The organism is Micromonospora xinjiangensis, assembly GCF_056150165.1.
In genome coordinates, this window is the sequence record NZ_JAXCFO010000001.1 from 1,006,903 (window position 1) to 1,032,873 (window position 25,971).

Annotated in this window: 23 protein-coding genes; 10 read left to right on the top strand and 13 right to left on the bottom strand. The window is 73.0% G+C overall.

What is annotated here, in order from left to right:
* Nucleotides 1-43: 43 nt before the first annotated feature.
* From smpB to pruA, 6 genes are all read right to left on the bottom strand, one after another.
* A complete protein-coding gene (gene smpB, locus SM573_RS04840) occupies nucleotides 44-523 on the bottom strand; it encodes an SsrA-binding protein SmpB (protein ID WP_474611862.1) in 480 nt (159 codons plus the stop codon).
* A gap of 149 nt (nucleotides 524-672) precedes the next feature.
* On the bottom strand, nucleotides 673-1,548 hold the full coding sequence (gene ftsX / locus SM573_RS04845; RefSeq protein ID WP_474611861.1) for a permease-like cell division protein FtsX: 876 nt from the start codon (nucleotides 1,546-1,548) through the stop codon (nucleotides 673-675).
* 70 nt (nucleotides 1,549-1,618) lie between these two features.
* On the bottom strand, nucleotides 1,619-2,299 hold the full coding sequence (gene ftsE, locus SM573_RS04850) for a cell division ATP-binding protein FtsE (protein ID WP_109904753.1): 681 nt from the start codon (nucleotides 2,297-2,299) through the stop codon (nucleotides 1,619-1,621).
* 118 nt (nucleotides 2,300-2,417) lie between these two features.
* Complete coding sequence (gene prfB / locus SM573_RS04855) at nucleotides 2,418-3,539, bottom strand: peptide chain release factor 2 (RefSeq protein WP_474611860.1); 1,122 nt, start codon at nucleotides 3,537-3,539, stop codon at nucleotides 2,418-2,420.
* Between the two features lie 150 nt (nucleotides 3,540-3,689).
* On the bottom strand, nucleotides 3,690-4,205 hold the full coding sequence (locus SM573_RS04860) for a PadR family transcriptional regulator (RefSeq protein ID WP_474611859.1): 516 nt from the start codon (nucleotides 4,203-4,205) through the stop codon (nucleotides 3,690-3,692).
* 149 nt (nucleotides 4,206-4,354) lie between these two features.
* Nucleotides 4,355-5,983, bottom strand: coding sequence for an L-glutamate gamma-semialdehyde dehydrogenase (gene pruA, locus SM573_RS04865; protein ID WP_474611858.1), 1,629 nt, complete (start codon nucleotides 5,981-5,983; stop codon nucleotides 4,355-4,357).
* Between the two features lie 355 nt (nucleotides 5,984-6,338).
* On the opposite strand from pruA, the gene SM573_RS04870 reads away from it, so the two are divergent.
* Nucleotides 6,339-7,439 (top strand): hypothetical protein, encoded by a 1,101-nt coding sequence (locus SM573_RS04870; RefSeq protein ID WP_474615565.1) that lies wholly within the window; start codon nucleotides 6,339-6,341, stop codon nucleotides 7,437-7,439.
* A 43-nt stretch (nucleotides 7,440-7,482) separates the two neighbouring features.
* Here the strand turns inward: SM573_RS04870 and SM573_RS04875 are convergent, their stop codons facing one another.
* Nucleotides 7,483-7,992: a DUF6912 family protein gene (locus SM573_RS04875; RefSeq protein WP_474611856.1), complete on the bottom strand. Its 510-nt coding sequence runs from the start codon at nucleotides 7,990-7,992 to the stop codon at nucleotides 7,483-7,485.
* A gap of 214 nt (nucleotides 7,993-8,206) precedes the next feature.
* Here SM573_RS04875 and SM573_RS04880 point away from each other — a divergent pair, with 214 nt between their 5' ends.
* Both SM573_RS04880 and SM573_RS04885 read left to right on the top strand, forming a co-directional pair.
* Nucleotides 8,207-8,434 (top strand): helix-turn-helix domain-containing protein, encoded by a 228-nt coding sequence (locus tag SM573_RS04880; RefSeq protein WP_474611855.1) that lies wholly within the window; start codon nucleotides 8,207-8,209, stop codon nucleotides 8,432-8,434.
* Nucleotides 8,435-8,534: 100 nt separating this feature from the next.
* Nucleotides 8,535-9,137: an Rv3235 family protein gene (locus SM573_RS04885; RefSeq protein ID WP_474615566.1), complete on the top strand. Its 603-nt coding sequence runs from the start codon at nucleotides 8,535-8,537 to the stop codon at nucleotides 9,135-9,137.
* 58 nt (nucleotides 9,138-9,195) lie between these two features.
* On the opposite strand, the gene secA is transcribed toward SM573_RS04885, so the two are convergent.
* On the bottom strand, nucleotides 9,196-12,123 hold the full coding sequence (gene secA, locus SM573_RS04890; protein ID WP_474615567.1) for a preprotein translocase subunit SecA: 2,928 nt from the start codon (nucleotides 12,121-12,123) through the stop codon (nucleotides 9,196-9,198).
* Between the two features lie 168 nt (nucleotides 12,124-12,291).
* Here secA and SM573_RS04895 point away from each other — a divergent pair, with 168 nt between their 5' ends.
* Nucleotides 12,292-13,446 carry a GNAT family N-acetyltransferase gene (locus SM573_RS04895; RefSeq protein ID WP_474615568.1) on the top strand — a complete coding sequence of 385 codons (1,155 nt, stop codon included), beginning with the start codon at nucleotides 12,292-12,294 and terminating at the stop codon, nucleotides 13,444-13,446.
* The gene (locus tag SM573_RS04900; RefSeq protein ID WP_474615569.1) at nucleotides 13,443-14,552 is read left to right on the top strand and encodes a GNAT family N-acetyltransferase; all 1,110 of its coding nucleotides are present in this window, start codon (nucleotides 13,443-13,445) and stop codon (nucleotides 14,550-14,552) included. The genes SM573_RS04895 and SM573_RS04900 overlap by 4 nt, the downstream gene beginning before the upstream one ends.
* A gap of 47 nt (nucleotides 14,553-14,599) precedes the next feature.
* Here SM573_RS04900 and hpf read toward each other — a convergent pair whose 3' ends face one another.
* The 5 genes from hpf to mtrA form a co-directional block, all read right to left on the bottom strand.
* Complete coding sequence (gene hpf / locus SM573_RS04905) at nucleotides 14,600-15,241, bottom strand: ribosome hibernation-promoting factor, HPF/YfiA family (RefSeq protein WP_474611850.1); 642 nt, start codon at nucleotides 15,239-15,241, stop codon at nucleotides 14,600-14,602.
* Between the two features lie 249 nt (nucleotides 15,242-15,490).
* Nucleotides 15,491-16,186, bottom strand: coding sequence for a ComF family protein (locus SM573_RS04910; protein ID WP_474611849.1), 696 nt, complete (start codon nucleotides 16,184-16,186; stop codon nucleotides 15,491-15,493).
* 4 nt (nucleotides 16,187-16,190) lie between these two features.
* Entirely contained in the window at nucleotides 16,191-18,002 is a 1,812-nt protein-coding gene (locus tag SM573_RS04915; RefSeq protein ID WP_474615570.1) for an LpqB family beta-propeller domain-containing protein, read from the bottom strand.
* Complete coding sequence (gene mtrB, locus SM573_RS04920) at nucleotides 17,999-19,762, bottom strand: MtrAB system histidine kinase MtrB (RefSeq protein ID WP_474615571.1); 1,764 nt, start codon at nucleotides 19,760-19,762, stop codon at nucleotides 17,999-18,001. The genes SM573_RS04915 and mtrB overlap by 4 nt, the downstream gene beginning before the upstream one ends.
* Before the next feature lie 13 nt (nucleotides 19,763-19,775).
* On the bottom strand, nucleotides 19,776-20,465 hold the full coding sequence (gene mtrA, locus SM573_RS04925; RefSeq protein WP_120330083.1) for an MtrAB system response regulator MtrA: 690 nt from the start codon (nucleotides 20,463-20,465) through the stop codon (nucleotides 19,776-19,778).
* 210 nt (nucleotides 20,466-20,675) lie between these two features.
* Between mtrA and SM573_RS04930 the strand changes: the two genes are divergently transcribed.
* The 5 genes from SM573_RS04930 to SM573_RS04950 are packed head-to-tail and all read left to right on the top strand — an operon-like array spanning nucleotide 20,676 to nucleotide 25,942.
* Complete coding sequence (locus tag SM573_RS04930; RefSeq protein ID WP_474611846.1) at nucleotides 20,676-21,521, top strand: hypothetical protein; 846 nt, start codon at nucleotides 20,676-20,678, stop codon at nucleotides 21,519-21,521.
* On the top strand, nucleotides 21,518-22,225 hold the full coding sequence (locus tag SM573_RS04935; RefSeq protein WP_474611845.1) for a DUF4129 domain-containing protein: 708 nt from the start codon (nucleotides 21,518-21,520) through the stop codon (nucleotides 22,223-22,225). The genes SM573_RS04930 and SM573_RS04935 overlap by 4 nt, the downstream gene beginning before the upstream one ends.
* Nucleotides 22,222-23,646: a DUF4350 domain-containing protein gene (locus tag SM573_RS04940; protein WP_474615572.1), complete on the top strand. Its 1,425-nt coding sequence runs from the start codon at nucleotides 22,222-22,224 to the stop codon at nucleotides 23,644-23,646. The genes SM573_RS04935 and SM573_RS04940 overlap by 4 nt, the downstream gene beginning before the upstream one ends.
* Nucleotides 23,647-23,678: 32 nt before the next feature.
* On the top strand, nucleotides 23,679-24,635 hold the full coding sequence (locus tag SM573_RS04945) for an AAA family ATPase (protein ID WP_474615736.1): 957 nt from the start codon (nucleotides 23,679-23,681) through the stop codon (nucleotides 24,633-24,635).
* Complete coding sequence (locus tag SM573_RS04950) at nucleotides 24,632-25,942, top strand: DUF58 domain-containing protein (protein WP_474615573.1); 1,311 nt, start codon at nucleotides 24,632-24,634, stop codon at nucleotides 25,940-25,942. The genes SM573_RS04945 and SM573_RS04950 overlap by 4 nt, the downstream gene beginning before the upstream one ends.
* Nucleotides 25,943-25,971: the final 29 nt, after the last annotated feature.

The following is a 25,971-nucleotide window of genomic DNA, read 5'->3' on the forward strand; positions in this document are numbered from 1 at the left end:
CCGAGCCCCGGCCCGGAGCGTCGACCCGCGCAAAGCAGACAAATCAGTCATCCATCCCCTTGCGGCGACGACCGCTGACCCGGGCGATCTCCCGGTCCGCGTCGCGCTTGGCGAGGTCCTGCCGCTTGTCGTACGACTTCTTACCCTTCGCCAGGCCGATCTCCACCTTCGCCCAGCCGTCGGAGAAGTAGACCTGCAACGGCACCAGGGTGAGGCCGGCCTCCCGGGTCTTGCCGACGAGCCGGTCGATCTCCAGGCGCTTGAGCAGCAGCTTCCGGGTGCGCCGCGGCTCGTGGTTGGTCCACGTGCCCTGCGTGTACTCCGGGATGTGCATGCCGTGCAGGTAGAGCTCGCCGTTGCGCTCCTGCGCGAACGCGTCCACGAGCGAGGCCCGCCCGGCGCGCAGCGACTTGACCTCGGTGCCGGTCAACGCCATGCCCGCCTCGTACGTGTCGAGGATGGCGTAGTCGTGCCGCGCCTTGCGGTTGGAGGCGACCACCTTGCGTCCCTTTTCCCGTGGCATCGGCGCCACCTCCCTTCCGGTACGCCGACGACCGGGACGACCCGGCCGGACGGCGGAGATCATGCTACCGGAATCACAAGGGCCCTCCCGCGCCGTTTATTCCGGCGGCGGGAGGGCCCTTGCGACGATGCGGACGACCCGGGCGGAGGCTAGACCCGCAGGTAGAAGCGGAGCGTCACCCACGCGGTGACGGCGCTGACCAGACCACCGATGACCGCCATGAACGGGAAGACGAACAGGATGTCGCCCCAGCTGACCGGCGAGAGCAGGCCCTGCAACGCCTCCAGTGACCCGTCGAAGAGCAGGTACTTGGCGAGGATGAGCGCCACCAGACCGAGCAGGGCGCCGATCAGGCCGGCGACCACCGCCTCCAGGACGAACGGCGCCTGGATGAACCAGTTGGACGCACCGACCAGCTTCATGACCGCGACCTCACGCCGCTTGCTGTACGCGGCCACCTGGATGGTGTTCGCGACGAGCAGCAGGGCCGCGATGGCCATCACGATCGCGGCGGCCAGGGCGATGTTCTGGATCGCCGTGAGGATGTCGAAGATCTTGTCGAGCAACCGGCTCTGGTCGACGATCTCGTCGACGCCCGCCGTGTCCTTGTACTGGTCGTAGATGTTCTTGTACTGCTCCGGGTTGACGAGCTTGAGCCGGAAGGACTTCGGCAGCTGGTCCGGCTTCACCGCGTTCACCAGGTCCGGCGCGTCCTGGTACATCTCCTGGAAGCGCTTGTAGGCCTCGTCCTGGTTGACGAAGATGCTGTCCTTGACCAGCGGGTCGCTCTCCAGCTTGGCCCGCAGCTCCTCGACCTGCGGGTCCGTCACATCCTGGGTCAGGAAGATCGAGACCTCGATGTTCTTGTAGTAGAGGTCCTTCATGTCGTCGACCTGGCGGTACATGAGACCGCTGGCGCCGAGCATGGTCAGGGAGACCGCCATCGTGATGATCATCGCGATGGTCATGGTCACGTTGCGCCACAGTCCGACCAGTACCTCGGACAGGACGTACTTCATCCGCATCGGGAATTCCTCCGGGTCTCCGGCATGAGGTGTTCGTCGTCAGGTCGTACGGCGGGGTGGGAGCGTGGGCTCACCCGTAGACGCCGCGGGCCTGGTCACGCACGATGCGGCCGCTCTCGATCTCGATGACCCGACGACGCATCTGGTTCACGATGTTGGAGTCGTGCGTGACCATCACGACGGTCGTGCCGGTGCGGTTGATCCGGTCCAGCAGGCGCATGATCTCGATCGAGGTGTCCGGGTCCAGGTTTCCGGTCGGCTCGTCGGCGAGCAGGATCAGCGGGCGGTTCACGAACGCCCGGGCCACCGCGACGCGCTGCTGCTCACCGCCGGAGAGCTCGTGCGGGTAGCGGTGCTCCTTGCCGCCGAGGCCCACCAGCTCGAGCACCTCGGGCACGACCCGGCGGGCGACCGCCTTGGTCTTGCCGATCACCTCGAGGGCGAACGCCACGTTCTCGTACGCCGTCCGGTTCGGCAGCAGCCGGAAGTCCTGGAACACGCAGCCGATGGAGCGCCGGAAGTGCGGCCGCTTCCACGACCGCATCGACGTGACGTCCTTGCTGTTCACGATGACCCGACCCTTGTTGGGCGTGACCTCGTGCAGCAACAGCTTGATGATGGTGGACTTGCCGGAGCCAGATGGACCGATGAAGAAGACGAACTCGCCCTTCTCGATCGAGACGGACACGTTGTCGAGCGAAGGCCGGGACGCCTTCGGGTACGTCTTCGTCACTTGCTCAAGCTGAATCACGGGTGGTGAGTCTACGCGGTGTAACGGAAGAGCCAAGCCCCACGCCCCACCGACCCGGCGCGCGTCATCGATTTACCCGGTTCTGTGGAGATCGATGACGCGCTGCGCCCACGGGCCGTCACGCATTGTCGCCGGCAAGCTCCCGCTGCTTACGCCAACGGATTCCGGCCTCGATGAAGTCGTCCAGGTCGCCGTCGAAGACCGCGCTCGGATTGCCGGTCTCCTGCTCGGTTCGGAGATCCTTCACCATCTGATACGGGTGCAGGACGTACGAGCGCATCTGGTCGCCCCACGAGCCGGCCGCCTCGGTCTTCAACCCCTGGAGCTTGGCCTGCTCCTCCTGGCGCTTGCGCTCCAGCAGTCGCGCCTGGAGCACCCGCAGGGCGGATGCCTTGTTCTGCAGCTGGGACTTCTCGTTCTGGCAGGTCACCACGATGCCGGTGGGGATGTGCGTGATCCGCACGGCCGAGTCGGTGGTGTTGACGCTCTGCCCACCGGGACCCGAGGAGCGGTAGACGTCGATCCGCATCTCGTTCTCGGGGATGTCGATGTGGTCGGTCTGTTCCACGACCGGCAGCACCTCGACGCCGGCGAAGCTGGTCTGCCGGCGGCCCTGGTTGTCGAACGGGCTGATCCGCACCAGCCGGTGGGTGCCCGACTCGACGCTGAGCGTGCCGTAGGCGTAGGGCACCTTGACCGTGAACGTCGCCGACTTGAGGCCCGCCTCCTCGGCGTACGAGGTCTCGTAGACCTCGGTCGGGTAGCCGTGCCGCTCCGCCCAGCGCAGGTACATCCGCAGGAGCATCTCGGCGAAGTCCGCCGCGTCCACCCCACCGGCGCCGGCCCGGATGGCGACCAGCGCCTCCCGGGAGTCGTACTCGCCGGAGAGCAGGGTGCGGACCTCCATCTCCTGGATGGCCTTGGTCAGCCCGGTGATCTCACTCTCGACCTCGCCGAGCACGCTGGGGTCGGACTCCGCCTCGGCCAGCTCCAGCAGCACCTGGGCGTCGTCGAGCCGGGAGCGGAGGCTCGCGAGCTTGCTGATCTCGCCGTTGACGTACGACAGCCGCGAGGTCACCTCCTGCGCCTTGGCCTGGTCGTCCCAGAGATCCGGCGCGGAGGCCTCCTGCTCCAGTCGGGCCTTGTCCTCGCGCAGCCGGTCAAGGTCGAGCACGGCCTCGATGTTGCGCAGGGTGGCGTCGAGTTCCTTGAGCTGTTCGGCGTAGTCGGCAGCGGTCACGACTGACAAGCGTACTGCGAGGGGCGGCGAGTCAGCCCCCGAGCCCCGCCGTCGCGGGCAAAAAGCCGGTGCGCGGGGGGCGGAGGAGCCCCGCGGGCCTCGGGTGGCGCGCCATTCGGTCGCCCGCCGCGCGGTGCACACCCCACGGGTTCACCCGACGGGGGCGGTCTTCAGCCAGGACAGCGCCGCCTTGTGGTAGGCGACGGCGAATTCCAGGGCGCTCGCGTCGTACGTCTCGCCCTCCTTCTTGGCGTTCTTGACCTGCTCCCGGACCTGCGCCAGGGCCTCGCTGTGGTATTCGTTGGCCTGGGCGTAGAGGTTCTTGAGCTGGCTGGGCGAGTGCAGGTCGCCGAAGGCCATCCGCAGCGCGATCGGGTTGCGGATGGTGTCCCGCCCCGGGTTCTCCGCCAGCCACTTGGAGAACGTCCGTTTTCCGGCCGCGGTGATCGCGTACGGCTGGCTCAACCGCGGCCCGGGCTTGCCCAGCCGCACCAGACCCCGCTCGGCCAGCACCGGCAACTCGCGGTAGACCTGGCTGCGGGTCATCGACCAGTACGGCGCCAGACGGCGCTCAGCGGCGGCCATCAGCTGGCCGCCTGTCATCGGGCCCTCGTGCAGCAGCCCGAGCAGGGCCGCTGCCGTGGGGTTGACTCCGGAATCCGCCATGGGCACTACGCTGCCACTTTGCTTGCGCGCCGTCCAGGATTTGGCGGTTTGCCACCCGACAGGACTTCCAATGTGCACTGTCGGCCGACGACAGTCCGTTGAGGCGCGGAGGGGCCCCCTGTCCGACAGGGGGCCCCTCGCGGCGGGTCTCAGCCCATGTGCGGGTAGGTGTGGTCGGTCGGCGGGACGAACGTCTCCTTGATCGTCCGCGGCGACATCCAGCGGACCAGGTTGTGCCAGGAGCCCGCCTTGTCGTTGGTGCCGCTGGCCCGGGCGCCGCCGAAGGGCTGCTGCCCGACCACGGCGCCGGTCGGCTTGTCGTTGATGTAGAAGTTGCCGGCCGCGTACCGCATCTTCTCGGCCACCCGGTCGACCACCACCCGGTCGGTCGCGAAGATCGACCCGGTCAGGGCGTACGGGGCGATCGACTCGGCCTGGGCCACCACGTCGTCGAAGCGCGCGTCGTCGAAGACGTGCACACCCAGGATCGGCCCGAAGTACTCGGTGGTGAAGGTCTCGTGCGCCGGGTCGGTGCACTCGAAGAGCGTCGGCCGCACGAAGTAGCCGACCGAGTCGTCGGCGGTGCCACCGGCCAGGATCCGGCAGGTGTCGTCACCGGAGATCAGGTCGAGGGCCGCGGTGTGCCGGCCGAACGCCTTGTCGTCGATCACCGCGCCGCCGAAGTTGCGGAAGTCGGTGACGTCGCCGTACGCCAGCCCGTCGGCGGTCGCCGCGAGCCGGTCGCGCAGCCCACCCTCCCAGATCGAGCGGGGGATGTACGCCCGGGACGCGGCCGAGCACTTCTGGCCCTGGTACTCGTAGGCGCCGCGGATCAGCGCGGTGTGCAGGGCGTCGACGTCGGCGCTGGAGTGCGCCACGACGAAGTCCTTGCCGCCGGTCTCGCCGACCAGCCGCGGGTAGCCCCGGTAGCGGGCGATGTTCTCGCCGACGGTCCGCCACAGGTGCTGGAAGACCTTGGTCGAGCCGGTGAAGTGGATGCCGGCCAGGTCGGGGTCGGCGAGCACCACGTCGGAGACCTCCTCGCCCCGCCCGGTGACCATGTTGATCACGCCGGGCGGGAGGCCGGCCGCCTCGAACAGCCGCATGGTGAAGTGCGCGGCGAACTGCTGCGTCGGGCCCGGCTTCCAGACCACGGTGTTGCCCAGCAGCGCCGGTGCCGACGGCAGGTTGCCGGCGATCGCGGTGAAGTTGAACGGCGTCACCGCGTAGATGAAGCCCTCCAGGGGCCGGTGGTCGAACCGGTTCCAGGTGCCGGGCGAGGAGAGCGGCTGCTCGGCGAGGAGCTTGCGGGCGAAGTGGACGTTGAACCGGAGGAAGTCGATGAACTCGCAGGCCGAGTCGATCTCCGCCTGCACGGCGGTCTTCGACTGGCCGAGCATGGTGGCGGCGTTCAGGGTGTCGCGCCACGGGCCGGAGAGCAGGTCGGCCGCGCGCAGGAAGATCGCCGCGCGCTCCTCGAACGGCAGGGCCCGCCACATCGGGGCCGCGTCCTTCGCGGCCTTGACCGCCGCGCGGGCGTCGTCGTGGGTGGCGTGGGCGGTGACACCCAGCACGTGCGCGTGCTTGTGCGGCTGGACCACGTCGATCGACTCGCCGCCGGCCATCCGCTGCTCGCCGGCGATGGTCATCGGCAGGTCGATCCGCTCGGCGGCCAGCTCGGTCAACCGCCGCTGGAGCCGCTCCCGGTCGGCACTGCCCGGCTCGTAGGTGCGTACCGGCTCGTTGCGCGGTTCGGGGACGGAGAACACGGCGTCCATGAAGGCTCCTGGCGATCTCGACAGCGGTGGCGGAACCGGACCCGCGGGCACCGACCGGACGGCCGGACGCCGCACGCCGCACCGGGTTGACCGGCCACGACGGCGGGACCTGGCGCGATTCTCCCACGCTCGGGGAACCACCCCGCCTCCGCCGCCGCGCGTCGATGGGTGACCCGTGACCGGGCGCCGCCGGGCGCACCGGCGGGTCAGGATCGGGCCGGGCCGGCCCGGTCCGTGGGCCCGGGCGGCCAGGCGGGCCGGGGGACCGTCCGCGCGGCCGGCGTCGACGGGGCGCTGGGACCGGGGGCGGCTACCCTGGAGGGCCGGTGACCTGCCGACCCGCGAAGGGACAACGATGACCAAGCAGCCGGGCGACCCGAAGGCCGCGGAGCCGGACCAGCCCGCCGTCGGCGACACCGAGGCCGGCACGGACGGTGCGGCCGCCCCGGCTGCCGTCGCCGCACCGGAGACGGCCGACGCCGCCGTCGACGACGAGCCCGCCGCCGCGGAGGCGACCGTCGGCCCCGTGCCCGCCCCCGGCGCGGCGGTGCTCACGCTGCTGTCGCTGGGCTGGCTGACCGCGATGCTCTGGTCCACCCGGGAGGCCATCCACTCGGAGGGGATCGGCGTCACCGCGATCAGCCTCTCCGCCTTCGCCCTGCCCGGTGTGATCTCCGCCGCGCTGGTGGCGGGCGCCGCGGTCGCGCTCCTGGCCGGGAACGTGCTCGCCGGCCGCAGCGGCGACCGCGCCACCCTCCGCTTCCTGACCGCGATCGGCACCGGTCTGCTCGTCGGTTTCGCCGCCGCCATGGCGGTGAACCTGACCTACGCCGACAACGCCACCACCAACACCATCGCGGGCACCACCGTGGCCGCGGCGATCATCGGCGGCGCGGTCGCGGGCGCCCGCAGCGCCCCGGTGGTGGGCGCCATGGCGACCTCCGGCCTCGGCGTACTGATCTTCGTGGTCGCGTTCAGCCGGGCCCGTGGCCCGCTCTTCGACCTCTTCGGCGCCGGCGAGACCCAGGAGTCGCTGGCGAACGCCGCCAAGTGGGTGTCCCGCACCGAGTCCCTGCTCGCCGGGCTGGTGGCCGGGCTGCTGGCCTTCGCGTACCTGACCTGGGCGCGGCGTCGCGCCCTCCGCCACGACCCGGCCGCCACCACGCCGCGCTGGCCCGCCTACCTGCTGGCCGGGGCCGGGCCGGGCCTGCTCCTGCTGGTGACCGAGGTGGTCATGCGGATCGGCGGGCGCGCCCTGCTGGACCTGGCCGGCGCGCTCAGCGAGGCGGACGCGGTGGCCCAGACCCTGCTCGGCACGTCGCGCGTGGACAACGCCATCTGGGTGCTCTTCGTGGGGGCGCTGACCGCCATGATCGCGTTCGGTCGCACGCTGGGCCCGAGCCCGAGCGGGGACGAGCCGGCCGACGAGACCGTGGCGGCGGGCGCGGGACGCTGACCGGGCGGGGCCGCGCCGGGCACGGGCCCGGGGGCGGCCGGGGTCAGTCGACCGTACGCAGCAGCAGGTCCAGTTCGGTGACGTCGTACCACTCCAGCTCGTGGTCCTCCGCGCCGTCGACGGTGAACTGGGCGTCCGGGTCACCGGCGAGCGCCTCCGTCACCACGTCGGCCGCGGCGGCGACGTCCCCGACGGCCTCCGCGCCGTCGACGTGGATCGCCGCGACGGCCGCCACCGGCACGGGCGCGGTGAGGCCGACCGTGCTGGAACCGAGCTCCGGGTCACCGCGGCCCACGGCGGCGGCCGGCAGGTCGGCGGAGACCACGACCCGGCGGCGGGGCGCCGCGGCGTCGGCCCGGAGCAGGAGCAGCGCGTCCTGAGCCGCGCGCGTGAACGCGACGTACTCCAACTCCTCCTCGTCGCCCTCGGCGTACCACTCCCGCAGCGCCGGAGTGACCGCGTGCGCCTCGGCGGCGGTGAGCCCGTGCTCGCGCAGCCGGGCCAGCATGGGTACGGTCGCCGGGACGTACACCCGGACAAGCTGGTCGGTCACCGGTCGTCTCCCCGCTCAGGTCCTCCACCGGCGTCCGCCGGCCCGGGCGCCGATCATGCCGTACGCCGTGACCGTCATACACCCCGCGCCCGACCTGTGGAAGTTCCGTCACCGGTGTGTCGACAGCCGCTCGACGCCGAGGGGCGCGGGAGGCTGGGGCACGTCGGCCGTTGATGGCAAACTGAGGCAACCGCAATCAAACGAGGGAGTCTTCGTGGAGCCGAGGTTCCTGCTCCTCTCCGACGTGGCCGCCGAGCTGAACGTGTCGGATTCGCAGGTCTACCACATGGTCCGCAGCGGCGAGCTGCCGGCGATCAAGATCGGCGGCCGGGGGCAGTGGCGGGTGGAGCGGGCCCGGCTGGAGGAGTACATCCAGCGCAAGTACGAGGAGACCGCGGAGTGGGTGCGGGGAAACCCGCTCGTCGAGCGCGACGAGGAGTAGTCGGCCAGCTACCCGGCATTGACCGTTGCCGCTCCCCTGACCAACAATGAAAGGAAGTCGAAGGCAAACGAAGGCAAACAGAAGGAACGGGGAGCAGCCGATGAACCGTCGCCCCGGGCCGGTCCGGCCCGCCATCCGACTCCGCCCCGCGCCGCCGCTCGATCCGCCGTATCTCGACGAGACCACCGCCTGGTCACCGCCCACCCACGGTCAGCTCGCCCTCGACCTCTTCGGATCGACCCGGTCCGACAGCGACCACCCGCCCGCTCGGCGGGTCGGGCTCCGTCCGGTGCCCACCGGCCCGGGGCGCGGCTGCCCCGCGCCCCTGCCACCCGCCGCGCTGGTGACGGCGACCCCCGAGGCCACCCGCGCCGCCCATCGTTTCGTCGGCACCTGTGTGGAAGTGCTCAACGGCTACCGGCCCCCGGCCCAGCTGCGTCACCTGCTCGATCCGGCCCGGGCGCACGAACTCCTGCCCGAGCTGTCCCGCGCCGGGGCACGCACCGGTGCGACCCGCCGCCGCTCGGCCCGGCCTACCCGCCCCACCGTGCGGCTGCGCCGGCTGCGCGTGGGCGAGCCCCGCACCGGAGCGGTGGAGGCAGCCGCCGTGCTCACCGTCGCCGAGGGGCGCACCTGGGCCCTCGCGCTACGCCTCGAACACCGCCGCGGCCGCTGGCTCTGCACCGCCCTGCACGTGCTGTGACCGGCACGCGACGGCCGCCCCGGGGCCGAAGCCCCGAGGCGGCCACCTCAGCTCAGGATCAGGCGCCGCCGTTGGGCGCGCCGTGACACCGCTTGTACTTGCGACCCGAGCCGCACGGGCACGGCGCGTTCCGGGACGGCCCGTTGCCGGCCTCGGCCTGACCCGGCGCCACCCGCCGCGCGCCGCTCCCCGCGACGGCCGGCCCGCTCATCCCGCTGGCGGGGCGCTGCGGCGCCGACGGAGCCGTCCTCCCCGGCGCGGCCGGGGCGGACTTGGCGGCCCGCCCGACGCCGAGCGCCGGCGCCTGCTGGTCGGCCTGCTCCACCGCGACCCCACCGGCGCCCGCCTCACCGTCGATCGTGGGCGACGAGTACTGGAGGCCCTGCTGCTGGGGAGCCCGGTTGAGGCCCTTCGCGCGCAGCTCCACCGGCTTGTCGAGCAGCTTGACCTCCTCGGCCTCCGCCTCCGGCTCGGGCTCGGCGACCTGGACCTCCAGGTTGTAGAGGAAGCCGACCGTCTCCTCCTTGATGCCGTCCATCATGGTGGCGAACATGTCGAAGCCCTCGCGCTGGTACTCGACCACCGGGTCGCGCTGGGCGTACGCCCGGAGGCTGATGCCCTCCTGGAGGTAGTCCATCTCGTAGAGGTGCTCGCGCCACTTCCGGTCGATCACCTGGAGCAGGACCATCCGCTCGAGCTGCCGGACGCCCTCCTCGCCGAGCTGCTCCTCACGCCGGTCGTACGCGGCGTGCGCGTCCTCCTTGAGGCGGGCGACCAGGAAGTCCGCGTCCATGCCGGCGCGGGAGCCGCCGACCTCCTCCTCCAGCTCCTCGATCGTCACACCGACCGGGTAGAGCTGCTTGAGGCTGGTCCACAGCTGGTCGAGGTCCCACTCCTCGCCGTAGCCCTCCGACGTCGCACCCCGCACGTACGCCTCGACCACGTCGTCGATCATGTTGCGGACCTGCTCGGAGAGGTCCTCGCCGTTGAGCACCCGCAGCCGCTCGGCGTAGATGACCTGGCGCTGCTTGTTGAGCACCTCGTCGTACTTCAGGACGTTCTTGCGGATCTCCGCGTTCTGCCCCTCGATCTGGGCCTGCGCGGTCTTGATCTGGCGGGTGACCATCTTCGACTCGATGGGCACGTCCTCGGGGATGTTGAAGCGCTCCATGACCGCCTCGACGGCCCCGGCGCGGAACCGCCGCATCAGCTCGTCCTGCAGCGACAGGTAGAAGCGGGACTCGCCCGGGTCACCCTGCCGGCCCGAGCGACCACGCAGCTGGTTGTCGATGCGGCGGGACTCGTGGCGCTCGGTGCCGAGCACGTAGAGCCCACCGGCGGCGGCCACCTCCTCGGCCTCGGCGTCGCAGGCCTGCTTCCACTTGGGCAGGACCTCCTCCATCGCCTTGGCGTACTCCTCCTCGTGCTCCACCGGATCGAGGCCGCGCTGGCGCAGCTCGTTCGCGGCGAGGAACTCGGGGTTGCCGCCGAGCAGGATGTCGGTGCCACGGCCGGCCATGTTGGTGGCCACGGTCACCGCGCCCTTGCGCCCGGCCTGGGCGACGATCTCCGCCTCCCGGGCGTGGAACTTCGCGTTGAGGACCGAGTGCGGGATGCCCCGGCGGCGCAGCAGCTGGGAGAGGATCTCGGAATTCTCCACGGACACGGTGCCGACCAGCACCGGCTGGCCCGCCTCGTGCCGCTCCGCGATGTCCTCCACCACGGCGTTGAACTTGGCCTTCTCGGTCTTGTAGATCACGTCCGGCCGGTCCTGCCGGATCATCGGCCGGTGGGTGGGGATGGTGACCACGCCGACCTTGTAGACCTTGTTGAACTCGCCCGCCTCGGTCTGCGCCGTACCGGTCATCCCGGAGAGCTTCTCGTAGAGACGGAAGTAGTTCTGGAGGGTGATGGTGGCCAGGGTCTGGTTCTCCTGCTTGATCTCCACCCCCTCCTTGGCCTCGATCGCCTGGTGCATGCCCTCGTTGTAGCGGCGCCCGTGCAGGATGCGGCCGGTGAACTCGTCGACGATGAGGACCTCGCCGTCGCTGACGATGTAGTCCTTGTCGCGCTTGTAGAGCTCCTTGGCCTTGATCGCGTTGTTCAGGTAGCCGACCAGGGGAGTGTTCACCGACTCGTAGAGGTTGTCGATGCCGAGCCGGTCCTCGACCTTGGCGACGCCCCGCTCGGTGATCGCGACCGTCCGCTTGGCGTAGTCGACCTCGTAGTCGCCCTCGCCGTCCTTGCCCGACTGGAGCCGGGCCACCACGGCGGCGAACTCCTGGTACCAGCGGGCGGAGTGCTCCGCCGGGCCGGAGATGATCAGCGGCGTCCGGGCCTCGTCGATCAGGATCGAGTCGACCTCGTCGACCACCGCGAAGTTGTGCCCGCGCTGCACCAGCTCGTCCTTCGACCAGGCCATGTTGTCGCGCAGGTAGTCGAAGCCGAACTCGTTGTTGGTGCCGTAGGTGATGTCGCAGGCGTACGCGGCCCGGTGCTCGTCGGCGGGGCGGTTGGGCAGCACCACGCCGACGGTGAGCCCGAGGAACTCGTGCACGCGCCCCATCCAGGCGGCGTCACGCTGGGCCAGGTAGTCGTTGACCGTGACCACGTGCACGCCCTTGCCGGAGAGCGCGTTCAGGTAGACCGGCAACGCCGAGGTCAGGGTCTTGCCCTCACCCGTCTTCATCTCGGCGATATTGCCGAAGTGCAGCGCCGCGCCGCCCATCACCTGGACGTCGTACGGACGCTGGCCGAGCACCCGGGCGGCCGCCTCGCGGCACACCGCGAACGCCTCGGGCAGCAGGTCGTCGAGGGTCTCGCCGTCGGCCAGCCGTTCCCTGAACTGCTCGGTCATGCCGCGCAGCTCGGCGTCGGTGAGGTTGACGTAGTCGTCCTCGATCGAGTTGACGGCGGCCGCGATGGCCTTGAGCCGACGCAGCATGCGGCCCTCGCCAGCGCGGAGGACCCTTTCCAGAATCGACACGGATCAACGCTCCCCTAGACGGTCTCGAACCATCGTAGGCGCTCCATCGGCCCGATGGTCAGTGGTGGCGACGGACCGGACCGCCGAAACCGACATAAGACGCGGCCGGTACGAACCACGGTGGATATCCGGTTACGCCATGGGCGAACGATCCGGCACGATGCTCGGGTGGAGCCAGTGGAGATCAGCGAGGACGGCCTGCTGCTGCGCCCGTGGCGGGCCGAGGACGCCGACGCCGTGCACCGCGCGTGCCAGGATCCGGACATCCAACGCTGGACCACCGTACCCCGCCCGTACCTGCCCGAACGGGCCAACGAGTTCGTCACCGACTTCTCCGCCCGGGCCTGGGCGGAGGGCACCGGCGCCCCGTTCGCGGTCTGCGACGCGGTCACGGGTCAACTGCTCGGCTCCTGCGGGCTCGTCGCGCTCGACACCCACCTCGGCTCCGGCGAGATCGGCTACTGGGCCGCCCCCTGGGCCCGCGGCCGGGGCGTGACCACCCGAGCCGCCCGCGCGGTCGCCCGGTGGGCGTTCGACTCGCTGAAGCTGCGCCGGTTGGTCTGGCAGGCGGAGGTGGGCAACCACGCCTCCCGGCTGGTCGCGCTCCGCTGCGGCTTCCGGATCGAGGGGCGGCTCCGGCTCGCCCACCCGGCGCCGGACGGCCGGCCGGACGCCTGGGTCGGCTCCCTCCTGCCCGGCGAGGTGCCCGCACCCGGCGCACCCGGCCCCGCCGGTCCCGGGACCCTTCAGGCCCGCCGGGCCGCCGTCTTCGGGCGCCCGCAACCGACCCTCTTCGCCGCCAGCGGCGGTGAAGAGCTGCGACTGCGCCCGATGGAGGAGCGCGACCTCGACGCGATCGTGCAGACCTGCCGCGACCCCGACACCGTCCGCTGGACGAGCGTGCCCGACCCGTACCAGCGGGCCGACGCCGAGTCGTTCCTCGACTTCCTGCGCGGGACGTGGGCGGCCGGCACCAGCGTCGGTTACGTCTTCACCGGCCCCGACGACCGGTACGCGGGCTCCGTCGACCTGCGGCTGTCCCCCACCGACCCGCTCCTCGCCGACGTCGGCTACATGACCGCCCCGGCCGCGCGCGGTCGAGGGTTCATGCCGGCCGCGCTCACCGCCCTCTGCGCCTGGGGATTCACCACGCTCGGGCTGGCCCGGATCGAGTGGCGGGCCAACGTCGGCAACACCGCCTCCCGTCGGGCGGCCGAGAAGGCCGGCTTCACCGTCGAGGGCATCGCCCGGGGCGCGCTCGCCCACCGGGACGAACGGGTGGACGTCTGGGTGGGCGCCCTGCTCCCCGAGGACCTGGTATGACCCGAGAGGTCATCGAGGCGTACGGCGTGCGGCTGCGCCCGTTCCGGCTCGACGACACCGCCGACGTGGTCACCGGGTGCACCGACCCGCTGACCGCGCGCTACCTCACCGGCCTGCCCGTGCCGTACACGGAAGCGGACGCACGCGCCTGGATCACCGAGGCGGCACCGGCGGCCCGGGCCGGCGGCGGGGCCGCGTACGCGATCGCCGACCCGGCCGACGACCGGCTGCTCGGCACCGTGGGCCTCAGCAACGCGGTGGCCCAGCGCGGGCAGGCGGAGATCGGCTACTGGGTGACACCGGCGGCCCGGGGGCGCGGCGTGGCCACGGCGGCGGCCCGGGCGCTCGCCGAGGAGGCGTTCGCCACCGGCACGGTCCGGTTGGAGCTGCTCACCGACGCCGAGAACGCGGCCAGCCAGCGGGTCGCCCTCGGCGCCGGCTTCCGCTACGAGGGCGTACGCCGAGCCGCCGGCGGGTCCCGCGACGGCGGGCGGCACGACCTGCTCGCCTGGGTCCGTCTCGCCGCCGACCCCGCGGCCCCCACGCCCCGGCGGCTGCCCGACCTCCCCGACGGCCGGCTGACCGACTCGGTGGTGACCCTGCGCCCGCTGGGCCCCGACGACGCCGACGTGATGTACGGCCTGCACACCCGGCCGGAGGTGGTGGCCAACCAGGCCCCGCCCGTGCCACCGGACCGCGCCGCGATCGAACGGCGCTGCCGGTCGGCGGCGAGCCGGTGGCTCACGGGCGAGCTGGCCCGGCTGCTGATCGTGGACGCGGCGAGCGGCGCCGCGGTCGGCAGCTGCGGGCTCTCGCTGACCGGCCTGAGCGACGGTGAGGGCAGCGTCGGTTACGCGCTGCTGCCGCAGTGGCGCGGCCGTGGGTACGCGACCCGCGCCGTCCGGCTCCTCGCCCGCTGGGCCTTCGGACCGGTCGGGCTCGGCCGGCTCACCGCCGGCACGATGCCGGACAACGTCGCCTCCCACCGGGTCCTGGAGCGGGTCGGTTTCCTCGCGGAGGGAACCCAGCGCGGCCGGCTCCCCGGCCTGGCCGGAACCCGCGTCGACGACCTGGTTTTCGGCCTCCTGGCCGGGGAACTCCGCTGACGGATCAGGGAGCCGTGGTCGCGACGGCCCCCTGATCGGCGCGGGGCTCAGACGGCCAGCGAGATGATGCCGTAGTCGTAGGCGTGGCGGCGGTAGACGACGCTCGGGCGGCCGGACTCCTTGTCGAGGAACAGGTAGAAGTCGTGGCCCACCAACTCCATCTGGAACAGGGCGTCGTCGACCGTCATCGGCTCGGCGGGGTGCACCTTCTCCCGCGCGATGTGCCAGGGCTGGTCGTCGTACTCCTCCTCGGCCTCGACCCGGTCGGCCACGGCCGTGGCGGCGCGCCCGTTGTCGCTCAGCGCGCCGAGCGGGTCGGCGCCCAGGTCGCTGACGGGCAGGGCCGCGGTGGCGGCGGCGACGGAGAGCGGGGCGTGGCGGCCCCGGTGGACCCGGCGCCGGTCGGCCGCCCGGCGCAGCCGGGTGTCGAGCTTCGCGATGGCGGCGTCGAGCGCGCTGTAGAAGTCGTTGGTGCAGGCCTCGGCCCGAATCACCGGGCCTCGGGAAATGCAGGTGATCTCCACCCGCTGGCAGTGGTCCGACTGGCGCGGATTGCGTTCGTGGAAAAGCTCCACGTCCACCCGGATGAGCTTGTGATCGTAGCGTTCGATCTTGGCGAGTTTCTCAGCTACGTGTACCCGGTAATGGTCCGGCACTTCGACGTTTCGGCCCTTGACCACGATGTCCACGTGACCTCCCTGGCTCGGACGGTCTTCGATCGGTAACCCGGTCGTTCGCCCCTAGGGATGAGGCCCTGCTCGGCGTCGACCGGTCAGTGCGGCTACGCCTCCTTTCACCGCCGGGGGCGGGTGGAAAGACCTCCTACCCCCGACACGTTGACGCTAACTCTTGTTCTCGGGGCAGTCACCCCCGGTTGCCAAGACCGTCATGATTTCTCGCAGGTCGTACACCATCGGGTGAAAATGAAACACGAAGAGTCACCCCCGGTGTCGCTTTTCGGTCGCGGCGAGCACCGCGGCGACCGTGGGTGACAGGCCCGTCGCAGCCAGGGCCCGGCTCACCGCGGCGAGGGTGGCGCCCGTGGTGACGATGTCGTCGAGCACCACGACCGTCGCGTCGACCCGCCGGGTGGGCCGCGCCCGGAACGCGGCCTCGGCCGCCGCGGCACGGCCCGCGCTGTCCAGCGTCACCGAGTCCGGTCGGGGCAGCGCGCGCAGCGGCCGGATGACCCGCGCCGGCCATCCCGCGCGGCGCAGCCGCCGCGCGCAGTGCCGGGCAAGGCGGTCCAGGTGGTCGCCGTAGCGGGCGCGGGCCGCCGCCGCGGTGTCCGGCACCGGGACCAGCGCCACCGGATTGACCGGCCGCACGGCCGCGGCGACCACCTCGGCGAGCAGCGCGCCGAGCGGGCGTGCCAGTCCGTGCCGCCCATGGTCCTTGTACGCCAGCAGCGCCTCCCGCAGCGGACCGGCGTACGGGCCGAGGGCGAAGCAGGGCGGCAGACCCGCCGGGGCGGGCGTGGGTCGCACGGGACGGGGCGGTTGCGACTCCAACGCCGCCACGCACTCCGGGCAGACCCCGTGCCGCAGCCCCGGGCGGCGCTGCCGGCACCCCGCGCAGTCGGCGGGCAGCACCAGGTCGCCGAGGTCCGTCCAGAGCCCGCCGAGGCCGCGCACGGCGTCAGAAGACGAAGAAGGGGGCGGACGGGTTACCGGGGCGCACCCCGGTGGGGGGCGGGGTCACCTCGAGCACCTGCTCCCGGTGGATCCGCTCGAACGGGCTGCTGCGGTAGGCCACCCCGTTCGCCTCGTACATGAAGGCGCCCGAGGGCAGCTGGATGGTCGGATTGCTGGGGTACGCCGACAGATGGGTGACCTTCGCGCCCGCCTCGTCGATGAGCCGGGTCCGCAGCGCACCGTCCACGCTGATCTCGTCGATCGCCGGCCGGCCGGCCGACCCGGCGACGATGAGCCGGTTCTCGTCGCCCCAGTCGACCGCCGTGAGACCCGTCAGCAGGGTGGCCACCTCCTGGGGCGGCCCGATGGAGGCCCCGCCACCGTCGAGGTTGAGCGCCGCCACGTAGAGCACCCCACCGGCGATCAGCGCGATCCGCTGGCCATCCAGCGAGGCGGCGACCGCCGTCACCTTCCCCAGGTTGAGCGGGACCTCGGTCATCCGTGCGCTCTGGTCGAACCGGTAGAGCCGGTCGTCCGCCACCACGAGCCCCTGCGGCTGGGTGGAGTCGCTGGCGCGCAGCCAGACCGGACGGCCGATCGCGGCGTGCTCGCCGCCCTGGGCGAAGGTCGTCACCGGGTCCTGTCCCGTGCCCACGCTGAGCCTCTGCCGCCCGCCGGAGGTGCCCACCACCAGCGCGGCGAGGATCTTCTCGGGGGTCCGGGTGAGCGCGGCGGAGAGCACGTCCCGGTTCGCCGCGGGGTCGAGCGGCACCGTGCCGCTGGGCTCCCCCGGCACGGTGAGCGGATGGATCGCACCCTCGTAGACGCAGTAGCGCCGCGGCCCGTCCGGCAACCGGTAGAGCGGCCAGATCGAACGGCGCTGGTCGAGGTCCTCGACCCGCTTCGAGTTGTTGCGGATCTTCACCTCGATCTTGCCGTCGAGATCGGGCAGCGACCAGGCGAGTTGGGTGATGAACTGGTCGACCCGGACGGCGTCGTCGCCGGGCATGTCCAGGTTCACCTCCCAGCGGCCGTTCCCGCCGGTGGCGTTGTTGATCAGCTCGGTCCGGTCGGGCAGACCCACGACACCGGGGGTCAGCCAGTCCGACGGGCCGTCCACCAGCCACTTCACGACCTCGTTGAGCCGCCGCTCCGCGGGCACGCTCACGAGCCGGTAACGCTGGTCGGGCACCAGCCGCTTGCGGTCCGAACTCCAGAAGTAGATCGAGTGGCTCTCGTAGTACGTCTGCAGGGCTGTGTCGCTGAGCAGCAGCACGTTCGGCGGCGGATCCAGGACGTACAGCCCCGCCCCGTCGTCGGCCGCGCCGAGCGGGGACCCGCTGCGCAGCCGGAACTCGTACTGCTTCTCGGTGGACACCGGCCGCACCAGCCTGCCGTCGGCCCGGAGCAGACCGATCTGCTGCACCTTGATGCGCACCGTCGTGGTGCCGTCGCTGTTGTCGGTGAACTCCGGTGACTCCAGCAGGCGGACCACGGTCAGGCTGACCTCGCTGCCCGTCTTCTCCTGGAGGCGGCTCTTGCCCTGCGGGTCGATGAACTGCTTCACCCGGTAGTAGGCCCGGTCGGGCTCGCCGGCCGCCGCGGAGAGGAAGTTGTCGACGAACAGCTTCCGGTCGGCCCCGCTGCTCGCCCGGCTCGGCGGCTCCTGGCGCCAGGCGTTGACCGCGCCGGACTCCGTCGCCGGTTCCCGCCGCTCGTCGATCTTGACTTCGGAGCGCTCCGGAATGCCGCACCCCGAGAACCCCGCCACGGCCAGGGCACCGCAGAGCGCACCGGCCACGAAGCGACCCCTCACGACCGCACCTCCGCCCGTACCGACTCCGTGCCGTCGGCCGCCGCCGGGCCGATCGCCAGGGCACCGCCGGCACCCGGGCCGATCGCCAGCGGGGCGCCGTCGGCGGGGCCGCCGTAGGGCAGCCGGGCGTCCTCCGGCACCAGGCGCAGCGGCGAGGTGGTCAACCGGTCACCCGCCCGCGCCGGCAGGGTGAGCCGGAACTGGGCGCCCTGCCCGGGCGCGCCCCACGCCTCGAGCCAGCCGCCGTGCAGCCGCGCGTCCTCCAGGCTGATCGACAGGCCGAGCCCCGTGCCGCCGGTCTGCCGCGCCCGCGACGGGTCCGCCCGCCAGAACCGGTTGAAGACGAGCTTCTCCTCACCCGGCTTCAGCCCGACCCCGTGGTCCCGCACGGTGATCGCCACCGCGGTCTCGTCCATGCCGAGCCGGATCAGCACCGGTCGGCCCTCACCGTGCTCGACCGCGTTGCCGACCAGGTTGCGCAGCACCCGCTCGACGCGGCGCGGGTCCACCTCCGCGATCACCTCGTCTTCCGGCAGCTCCACCTCGATCGGTACGCCCACCCGCTCGGCCAGGCCGGCCAACCGCTCCACCACGCGGTGCACGATCGGCACCAGGTCCGTCGGCTCGGCGTCCAGCATCGCGAAGCCCGCGTCGAAGCGGCTGATCTCCAGCAGGTCGGTGAGCAGCTCCTCGAACCGGTCCAGCTCGGCCTGGAGGAGTTCGGCGCTGCGCGCCACCGCCGGGTCGAACTCGTCGCGCTCGGCGAAGATCAGGTCGGCGGCCATCCGGACCGTGGTGAGCGGCGTACGCAGCTCGTGCGACACGTCGGAGGTGAACCGCCGCTGCAACCGGGACATCTCCTCCAGCCGCAGGATCTGCCGCTGGAGGTTGGTGGCCATCTGGTTGAACGACGCGGCCAGCAACGCCAGGTCGTCCTCGCCGTTGACCACCATCCGCTGGTCGAGCAGGCCCGCGGAGAGCCGCTGGGCGGTGCGGGCAGCCACCCGTACCGGGTTCACCACCAGCCGGGTGACCAGTGCGGCGAGCAGCCCGAGCAGCACCACCAGGGCCGCGCCGGTGGCCCCCACGGTGGCCCGGGCGTCGGCGGCGGTGGCGTCCTGCCGGGCCAGCGGCACGAGGTAGTACAGCTCGATCTGGCCGAACCGGGTCGGCACCGGCGAGCCGTACGCCAGGTACTTCGTCCGCTCGCCGGTGAGCCGGCCCGTGCCGATCTGGCTGGCCACGTTGCCGCCGGCCACCGCGGCCCGCAGCTCCGGACTGATCAGCGGCTGGACGTCGACGGCCGGGGCGCTGCGCGTCTGGATGGTCCCCGGGTAGCCCGCGGCGGTGATGGCGACCACCACGCCGCTGGTCTGCTGCGGGTCACCGCCGGCGAGGTAGTTGACCGTCCCCTCGATGGTCTCCTGGAGCTGGGCCTCCTGCGGCTGGCCGAAGAGGTAGACCTGCTTGGCGGCGTAGTCCGCGCCGCTGTCGAGGCGCAGCCGGACGTCGGTCTCGGCGTTCTCCAGCAGGATGCTCGTGATCTTGTCGGCGATCAGGTACGCGAAACCGCCCACCAGCAGGCTGGACGCCACCAGCGTGATGGTGACGACCCGGAACTGGAGCGAACGGCGCCACGTCCGGTGCACCCCGGCCGTCAGCCGCGTGACCCGGCCGACCAGCGCACGCCACAGCTCGCGACCGGCGCCGATCCGGCGCGGCGTCGCTGGCTCGGGGGAAGGGAGCGCGGAGGAGGCCACAGTGCGCCCCAGGTTATCCGGTGCCCGCCTTGTAGCCCACGCCACGCACGGTGAGGATGATTTCCGGTCGCTCCGGATCCGGCTCGATCTTGGCGCGCAGCCGCTGCACGTGCACGTTGACCAACCGGGTGTCGGCGGCGTGCCGGTAGCCCCAGACCTGCTCCAGCAGCACCTCACGGGTGAAGACCTGACGCGGCTTGCGAGCGAGGGCGACCAGCAGGTCGAACTCCAGCGGCGTCAGCTTCACCTCCTCGCCGTTGCGGCTCACGGTGTGCGCCGGCACGTCGATGCTGATCTGGTTGCCGGGCGGGCCGATGGTCAGCATCTCCGGCGCCACGTCCTCGCCCCGGCGCAGCCGGGCCCGCATCCGGGCCACCAGCTCCTTGGGCTTGAACGGCTTGACCACGTAGTCGTCGGCGCCGGACTCCAGCCCGAGGACCACGTCGACGGTGTCACTCTTCGCGGTCAACATGACGATCGGCACGCCGGACTCCGCCCGGATCGCGCGAGCCACGTCGATGCCGCTCATTCCGGGCAGCATGAGGTCGAGCAGGACGATATCCGGCCGGTTGTCACGGAACGCGGCGAGTGCCCGTTCCCCGTCCGCGACGAAGGACGGCAGGAACCCCTCGCTGCGCAGCACGATGCCGAGCATCTCGGCGAGCGCGGGGTCGTCGTCGACCACCAGTACCCGTGCTCTCATGGGATTAATTTTCCATCCCCATTTCCATGTCGGTGGGACCGGCGTCACCCGGCACGGTATCGCCGCGGCAAGCTTGCCACAGCGGTCCCGGCCGCTGGGAGACCGCGCGCCGGCGGCCACCTGCGGGTCCACCGGATCGCTCCGGGCGTGACACCATGATCCCCGCGTGCGCCGTCGCGCGCCACCGTCGTCCGCCTCCCAGGAGTACGCGTGCCCGACGCCGGCCCGATCGCCGTGCTCCCGCACCGCCCGCTCACGGTGGGCGAGCTGCTGGACTCGGCCGTCCTGCTCCTGCGCGAGCAGGCTCGGGTGCTCCTGCCGCTCGCCGCCGTGCTCGCCGCGGCGGAGCAGTGCCTCGTGCTGCTGCCGCTGCGGCTCGCGGCCGACACCGTCCCGCCGATCTGGTGGCTCTCCGACGGTTCGTTCGCCGCGTACTGGCTGCTGCTGGCCACCGGGGCGGCCACCGAAGGCGTGATCATCGCGTTGCTCGGCAACCCGGCCGCCCGGGCCGCCGCGGCGGCGCTGCTCGGCCGTACCGCCCGTCCCGGCGAGGTGCTCCGGCCGTCCGGGGGGCGCTGGCCGGCCACGCTGCTGTTCGCGCTCACGGTCGGCGCCCTGATGTACACGGCCGCGCTCTGCGGGCCCCTCTGGTTCGTGGGCTTCCTCCTGCTCGGGGCGGTCGCTCCGGTGCTCGTGGTCGACCGGGTGCCGCTGTCGCGCGTCCTGCCCCGCGCCGTCGCGCTGGCCGGCCGGGGCGCGATGCGGGCCGGCATGATCCGTGTGCTCGGCTACGTCGGCTGGTGGATCCTCCGGGTCGGCCTGGCGAGCGGGATCCTCCTCGGGGTCGCCGGGTTCGACTTCTTCGACCCCGACTGGCGGATGCCGGCCGCCCTGCTGGCCTGGGCGGCGGTGAACACCGTCGCCTACGCGGGGCTCGCCTGCCTGGACGCCGTGCTGCACCTGGAGACCAGGATGCGTACCGAGGGGTTGGACATCCTGCTCGCCCGGGCGCCGGCCGACCTGCCGGCGCGGTCCCTGCTGGCGGCCGAGCGATGAGTTTCAGCCGGTGGTGGACGGAGACCACAGCGGCGATCGGCGATCACATCCCGTTGTCGCTGCTCGCGCTGCTGCTCGTCGTCGCCGCCGCAGTGGTCGCGCTGGCCTGGTACACGTTCCCGGCCTGGGTGCCCCGCCGTCTCCCCCGGCTGCCCCGGGTGCGGTTGCCCCGGCTCCGGCTTCCCCGGCCACGCCGGCCCCGGCTGCGCTGGCCCCGGCTGCGCTGGCGGCCGTCGCTGTCCTGGTTCCGGCGTCGGCGCCGCCCGGACGCCCCCGACGTGACGCCCCCACCGACGCCGGCTCCGACCCCCGAGCCGGGCGATCCGCTCCCGGCCCACCTCTCGCTCGCCGACCGGCTCGCCGCCGAGGGACGCTACGCCGAGGCGGTACGGGAACGGCTCCGCACCATGATCGGAGAGCTCGCCGCGCGGCAGGTGGTGCCTCCACAGCCGGGCCTGACCGTGCGCGAAGTCGGCGCCACGGCGGCCCGGAACCGCCCGCCCACCGGCCCGCCGGTGGCCGCGGCCGGGGCGATCTTCTCCGACCTCTGGTACGCGCAGCGACCCGCCTCCGCCGAGCACGACCGGCGGATGCGGGAACTCGCCGATGAACTGCACCGGGTGCTGACCGTCCCGGGCCCACCCGCCGTACCCGGACAGGGCGGATCCGGCGAGCACCCCACGGCGCGGGAGGAGCGCGCATGACGGCCGCCCCGCCGGCCACCGCGCCGGCCGACCCCCGCCCGGCGAACCCGCGTCCCGCGCCTCGCCGCCGACGCCGCTGGCACCGGCTGGTGATCCCGTTCGGGCTGGTCACGGCGCTGCTCGTCACCACGCTGGTCGCCCAGGCGCTGGACCGCCCCGACCCGTCCGACCCGGGCTACCTCTCGCCCGTGGAGGCCGGCGAGCAGGGCGCCAGTCGCCTCGCCGATGCCCTGCGCCAACGCGGCGTCGTGGTGCAGCGGGAGACCGAGGTGCCCTCGGCGCTGCGGGCCGCCCATACCGGGCCCGCCACCGTGTTCGTGCCGGCCCCGGACCACCTGCGCCCGAGCACCCTGGCCGGGCTGACCCGCCTGCCCGGCGGAACCCGGGTGGTGCTGGTCGACCCGTCGCAGCGGGCGCTCGTCAGCGCCGGCCTGCCGCTGACGCGCGGTGACCGGCGCTGGGCGACCCGGGTGGTCGGTCCGGGCGCCGCCGACCGGGTGTGTGCCCTCCCCGAACTGGCCGCTGTGCGCCGGGCGGCCGCGCAACGCCAGCGGTACGCGGCCGACGACGACAGCGTCCCCGCCGACCTCTGCTTCTCGGCGGGGCTGGCCCGGCTCCCCGGCCCCGTCGAGACGGTGCTCGTCGGGGCCGACGATCCCTTCCGCAACGACCGGATCGGCGAGCACGACAACCACGCTCTCGCCGCCGGCCTGCTCGGGCTGCACGACCGGGTCGTCTGGCTCGACCTGGCCGGTCCCGAGCCGCCCCCGCCGAGCAGCGGCAGCGAGTCACCGTCCCGGTCACCCGGCCCGCGCGGCACGGGCCACGGTTCCCCCGACCCCGGCGGCACCGGCGAAGGCCGTCCCGGTCCGGGCGGCGACTCCGGGGTGCCGCCCCCGGCCGACGCGGACGGCGGTGACGGCCCGGCGTCCAACCCGCTCTGGGGCGCCTTCCCGCCCTGGTTCTGGGCGGTGCTGGCGCAGCTCGCGCTGGCCCTGCTGCTGGCCGCGCTCTGGCGTGCCCGCCGGCTCGGGCCCCCCGCGCCCGAGCCGCTGCCGGTGACCGTACGGTCCGCCGAGACCGCGCTCGGCCGGGCCCGGCTCTATCAGAAGAACGGCGCCCGGGAGGCGGCCGGCCGGACGTTGCGGGCGGCCACCCTGGCCCGCGTGCTGCCCTGGCTGAACCTGCCAGCGGACGCGCCGCCGGAGCAGGTGGCCGAGGCCGTCGCCGCGCGTACGGGCGACGAACCGGGCGAGGTCGAGGAGCTGTTGTACGGCGGTGACCCGGACACCGACGCCGAGCTGCTGGACCTGGCGCGGTCGCTGGACGCGATCGGCCGTACCGTCGCGGCGTCCCCACCCGAGCGGGCGCGCCCCGCCGACCCGCACCGCACCGACCCCACCGAAGGAGGACCCCGGTGACCCGACCCGCCGGAACCGCCGAGCCGCCGACCATCGGCCCCGACGACGCGCGCGCCGCCCTGCACCGGCTGCGGACCGAGGTCGGTAAGGCGGTCGTCGGCCAGGACGCCGTGGTCACCGGCCTGGTGATCGCCCTGCTCTGCCGGGGGCACGTGCTACTCGAGGGCGTGCCCGGCGTGGCGAAGACACTGCTGATCCGCACCGTCGCCACCGCGCTGGACCTCGACTCCAAGCGGGTGCAGTTCACCCCCGACCTGATGCCCGGCGACGTCACCGGTTCGCTGATCTTCGACCCGCACACCGCCGCGTTCACCTTCCGCGAGGGTCCGGTCTTCACCAACCTCCTGCTCGCCGACGAGATCAACCGGACGCCGCCGAAGACCCAGTCTGCGTTGCTGGAGGTCATGGAGGAGCGGCAGGTGTCGGTGGAGGGCGCCCGGCGTCCGCTGCCCGACCTGTTCATCGTGGCCGCGACGCAGAACCCGGTCGAGTACGAGGGCACCTATCCGCTGCCCGAGGCGCAGCTGGACCGCTTCCTGCTGAAGCTCACCGTGCCGCTGCCCAGCCGGGAGGAGGAGCTGGGCGTGCTCCGGGCGCACCACGCCGGCTTCGACCCGCGTGACCTGGCGGCGGCCGGCGTACGGCCGGTGGCCACCGCCGCGGATCTGGCCGCCGCCCGGTCCGCGGTCGGCCGGGTGCACGTGGCCGAGCCGCTCCTGGGCTACCTCGTCGACCTCTGCCGCGCGACGCGCGCGACCCCGGCCCTGGAGCTGGGCGCCTCGCCGCGCGGCGCGACCGCGCTGCTCGGCACCGCGAAGGCCTGGGCCTGGCTGGCGGGGCGCGACCACGTGGTGCCGGACGACGTGAAGGCGGTGGCCCGGCCGACGCTGCGTCACCGGTTGCGGCTGCGGCCGGAGGTCGAGTTGGAGGGCGTCGGGGTGGACTCGGTGCTGGACACGGTGCTCGCCACCGTGCCGACGCCGCGATGACCTGGCGGGCGGCGCTGCTGCTGGCGGCGGGGGCGCTGACCCTGCCGTTCTGGCCGTCGCCGTTCGCCGGCGTGCTGGTGATGACCGGCGCGGTGCTGCTGCTGGTCCTCGTCGACCGGCTGCTGGCCGTCCCGCCCGCCGCGCTCAGCGCCGAACGGGAGGGCGACCGGGCGGTACGGCTGGGCGGCACCGCCACCGTCGTGCTGCGGCTCGGCAACACCTCCGGGCGTACGCTGCGCGCGCAGGTCCGCGACGCCTGGGTGCCCTCGGCGGGAGCCCACCCCGACGTGCCCCCGCGGCAGACGGTCACGGTGGCGCCCGGCGACACGCTGGTGCTGCCCACCCGGCTGACGCCGACCCGGCGCGGCGACCGGCCGGCGGTGGCGGTGACCGTCCGCTCCTACGGGCCGCTGCGGCTCGCGTTCCGGCAGCGCGCGGGCCGGCCGGCCACGCCACCGTGGACGCTGCGGGTGCTGCCCCGCTTCGACTCCCGGCGGCACCTGCCGGAGAAGCTGGCCCGGCTGCGGGTGATCGACGGTACGCAGGTCACCCGGGGGCGCGGCCACGGCACCGAGTTCGACACGCTGCGCGAGTACGTGGTGGGCGACGACGTGCGGTCGATCGACTGGCGTGCGAGCGCCCGGCAGGCGGACGTGCTGGTGCGCACCTGGCGGCCCGAACGCGACAGGCGGCTCGTCTGTGTGCTCGACACCGGCCGCACCTCGGCCGTACGGATCGGCGACGAGCCCCGCCTCGACACGGCGATCGACGCCGCGCTGCTGCTGACCGCGCTGGCCGCGCGGGCCGGCGACCGGGTCGACCTGCTCGCGGCCGACAACGCGATCCGCGCCACGGTCACCGGTAGCGGTCGGCCGGCGCTGCTCCCCCGGCTGGTGCACGCCCTCGCCCCACTGCAACCGGCCCTCGTGGAGACGGACTTCGAGTTGATCGCCGGCGAGATCCTGCGTCGGCGGCGCCAACGCAGCCTCGTGGTGCTCTTCACCGCGCTGGAGCCGGGCGCCCTCGGCGAGGGTCTGCTGCCCGTGCTGCCCCGGCTGGCCGCCCGGCATCGGGTGGTGATCGCCGCGACCCACGATCCGGTGCTGACGGCGATGGTCACCGGCACGCCGACGCGGGCGGCCGACGCCTACGCGGCGGCGGCCGGCTGGCGGGCGTTGGCCGAGCGGGACCGGGTGCGGGCGGCGCTGACCCGCTACGGGGTCACCGTGGTGGACGCCCCCGCCGGTGCGCTGGCGACCTCTCTCGCGGACGCCTACCTGCGCCTGAAGTCCCAGGCGCAGCTCTAGCCGACTCCCGTGGCCGCTGGATGACGATG

What these genes read in the sequence shown, in the direction of transcription:
- SM573_RS04900 (WP_474615569.1), top strand. Translation starts at nt 13,443, where the DNA reads ATGACCCGAGAGGTCATCGAGGCGTACGGCGTGCGGCTGCGCCCGTTC.
- SM573_RS04870 (WP_474615565.1), top strand. Translation starts at nt 6,339, where the DNA reads ATGACCAAGCAGCCGGGCGACCCGAAGGCCGCGGAGCCGGACCAGCCC.
- ftsX (WP_474611861.1), bottom strand. Translation starts at nt 1,548, where the DNA reads ATGCGGATGAAGTACGTCCTGTCCGAGGTACTGGTCGGACTGTGGCGC.
- mtrA (WP_120330083.1), bottom strand. Translation starts at nt 20,465, where the DNA reads ATGAGAGCACGGGTACTGGTGGTCGACGACGACCCCGCGCTCGCCGAG.
- SM573_RS04935 (WP_474611845.1), top strand. Translation starts at nt 21,518, where the DNA reads ATGAGTTTCAGCCGGTGGTGGACGGAGACCACAGCGGCGATCGGCGAT.
- SM573_RS04940 (WP_474615572.1), top strand. Translation starts at nt 22,222, where the DNA reads ATGACGGCCGCCCCGCCGGCCACCGCGCCGGCCGACCCCCGCCCGGCG.
- SM573_RS04885 (WP_474615566.1), top strand. Translation starts at nt 8,535, where the DNA reads ATGAACCGTCGCCCCGGGCCGGTCCGGCCCGCCATCCGACTCCGCCCC.
- SM573_RS04860 (WP_474611859.1), bottom strand. Translation starts at nt 4,205, where the DNA reads ATGGCGGATTCCGGAGTCAACCCCACGGCAGCGGCCCTGCTCGGGCTG.
- smpB (WP_474611862.1), bottom strand. Translation starts at nt 523, where the DNA reads ATGCCACGGGAAAAGGGACGCAAGGTGGTCGCCTCCAACCGCAAGGCG.
- SM573_RS04950 (WP_474615573.1), top strand. Translation starts at nt 24,632, where the DNA reads ATGACCTGGCGGGCGGCGCTGCTGCTGGCGGCGGGGGCGCTGACCCTG.
- pruA (WP_474611858.1), bottom strand. Translation starts at nt 5,983, where the DNA reads ATGGACGCCGTGTTCTCCGTCCCCGAACCGCGCAACGAGCCGGTACGC.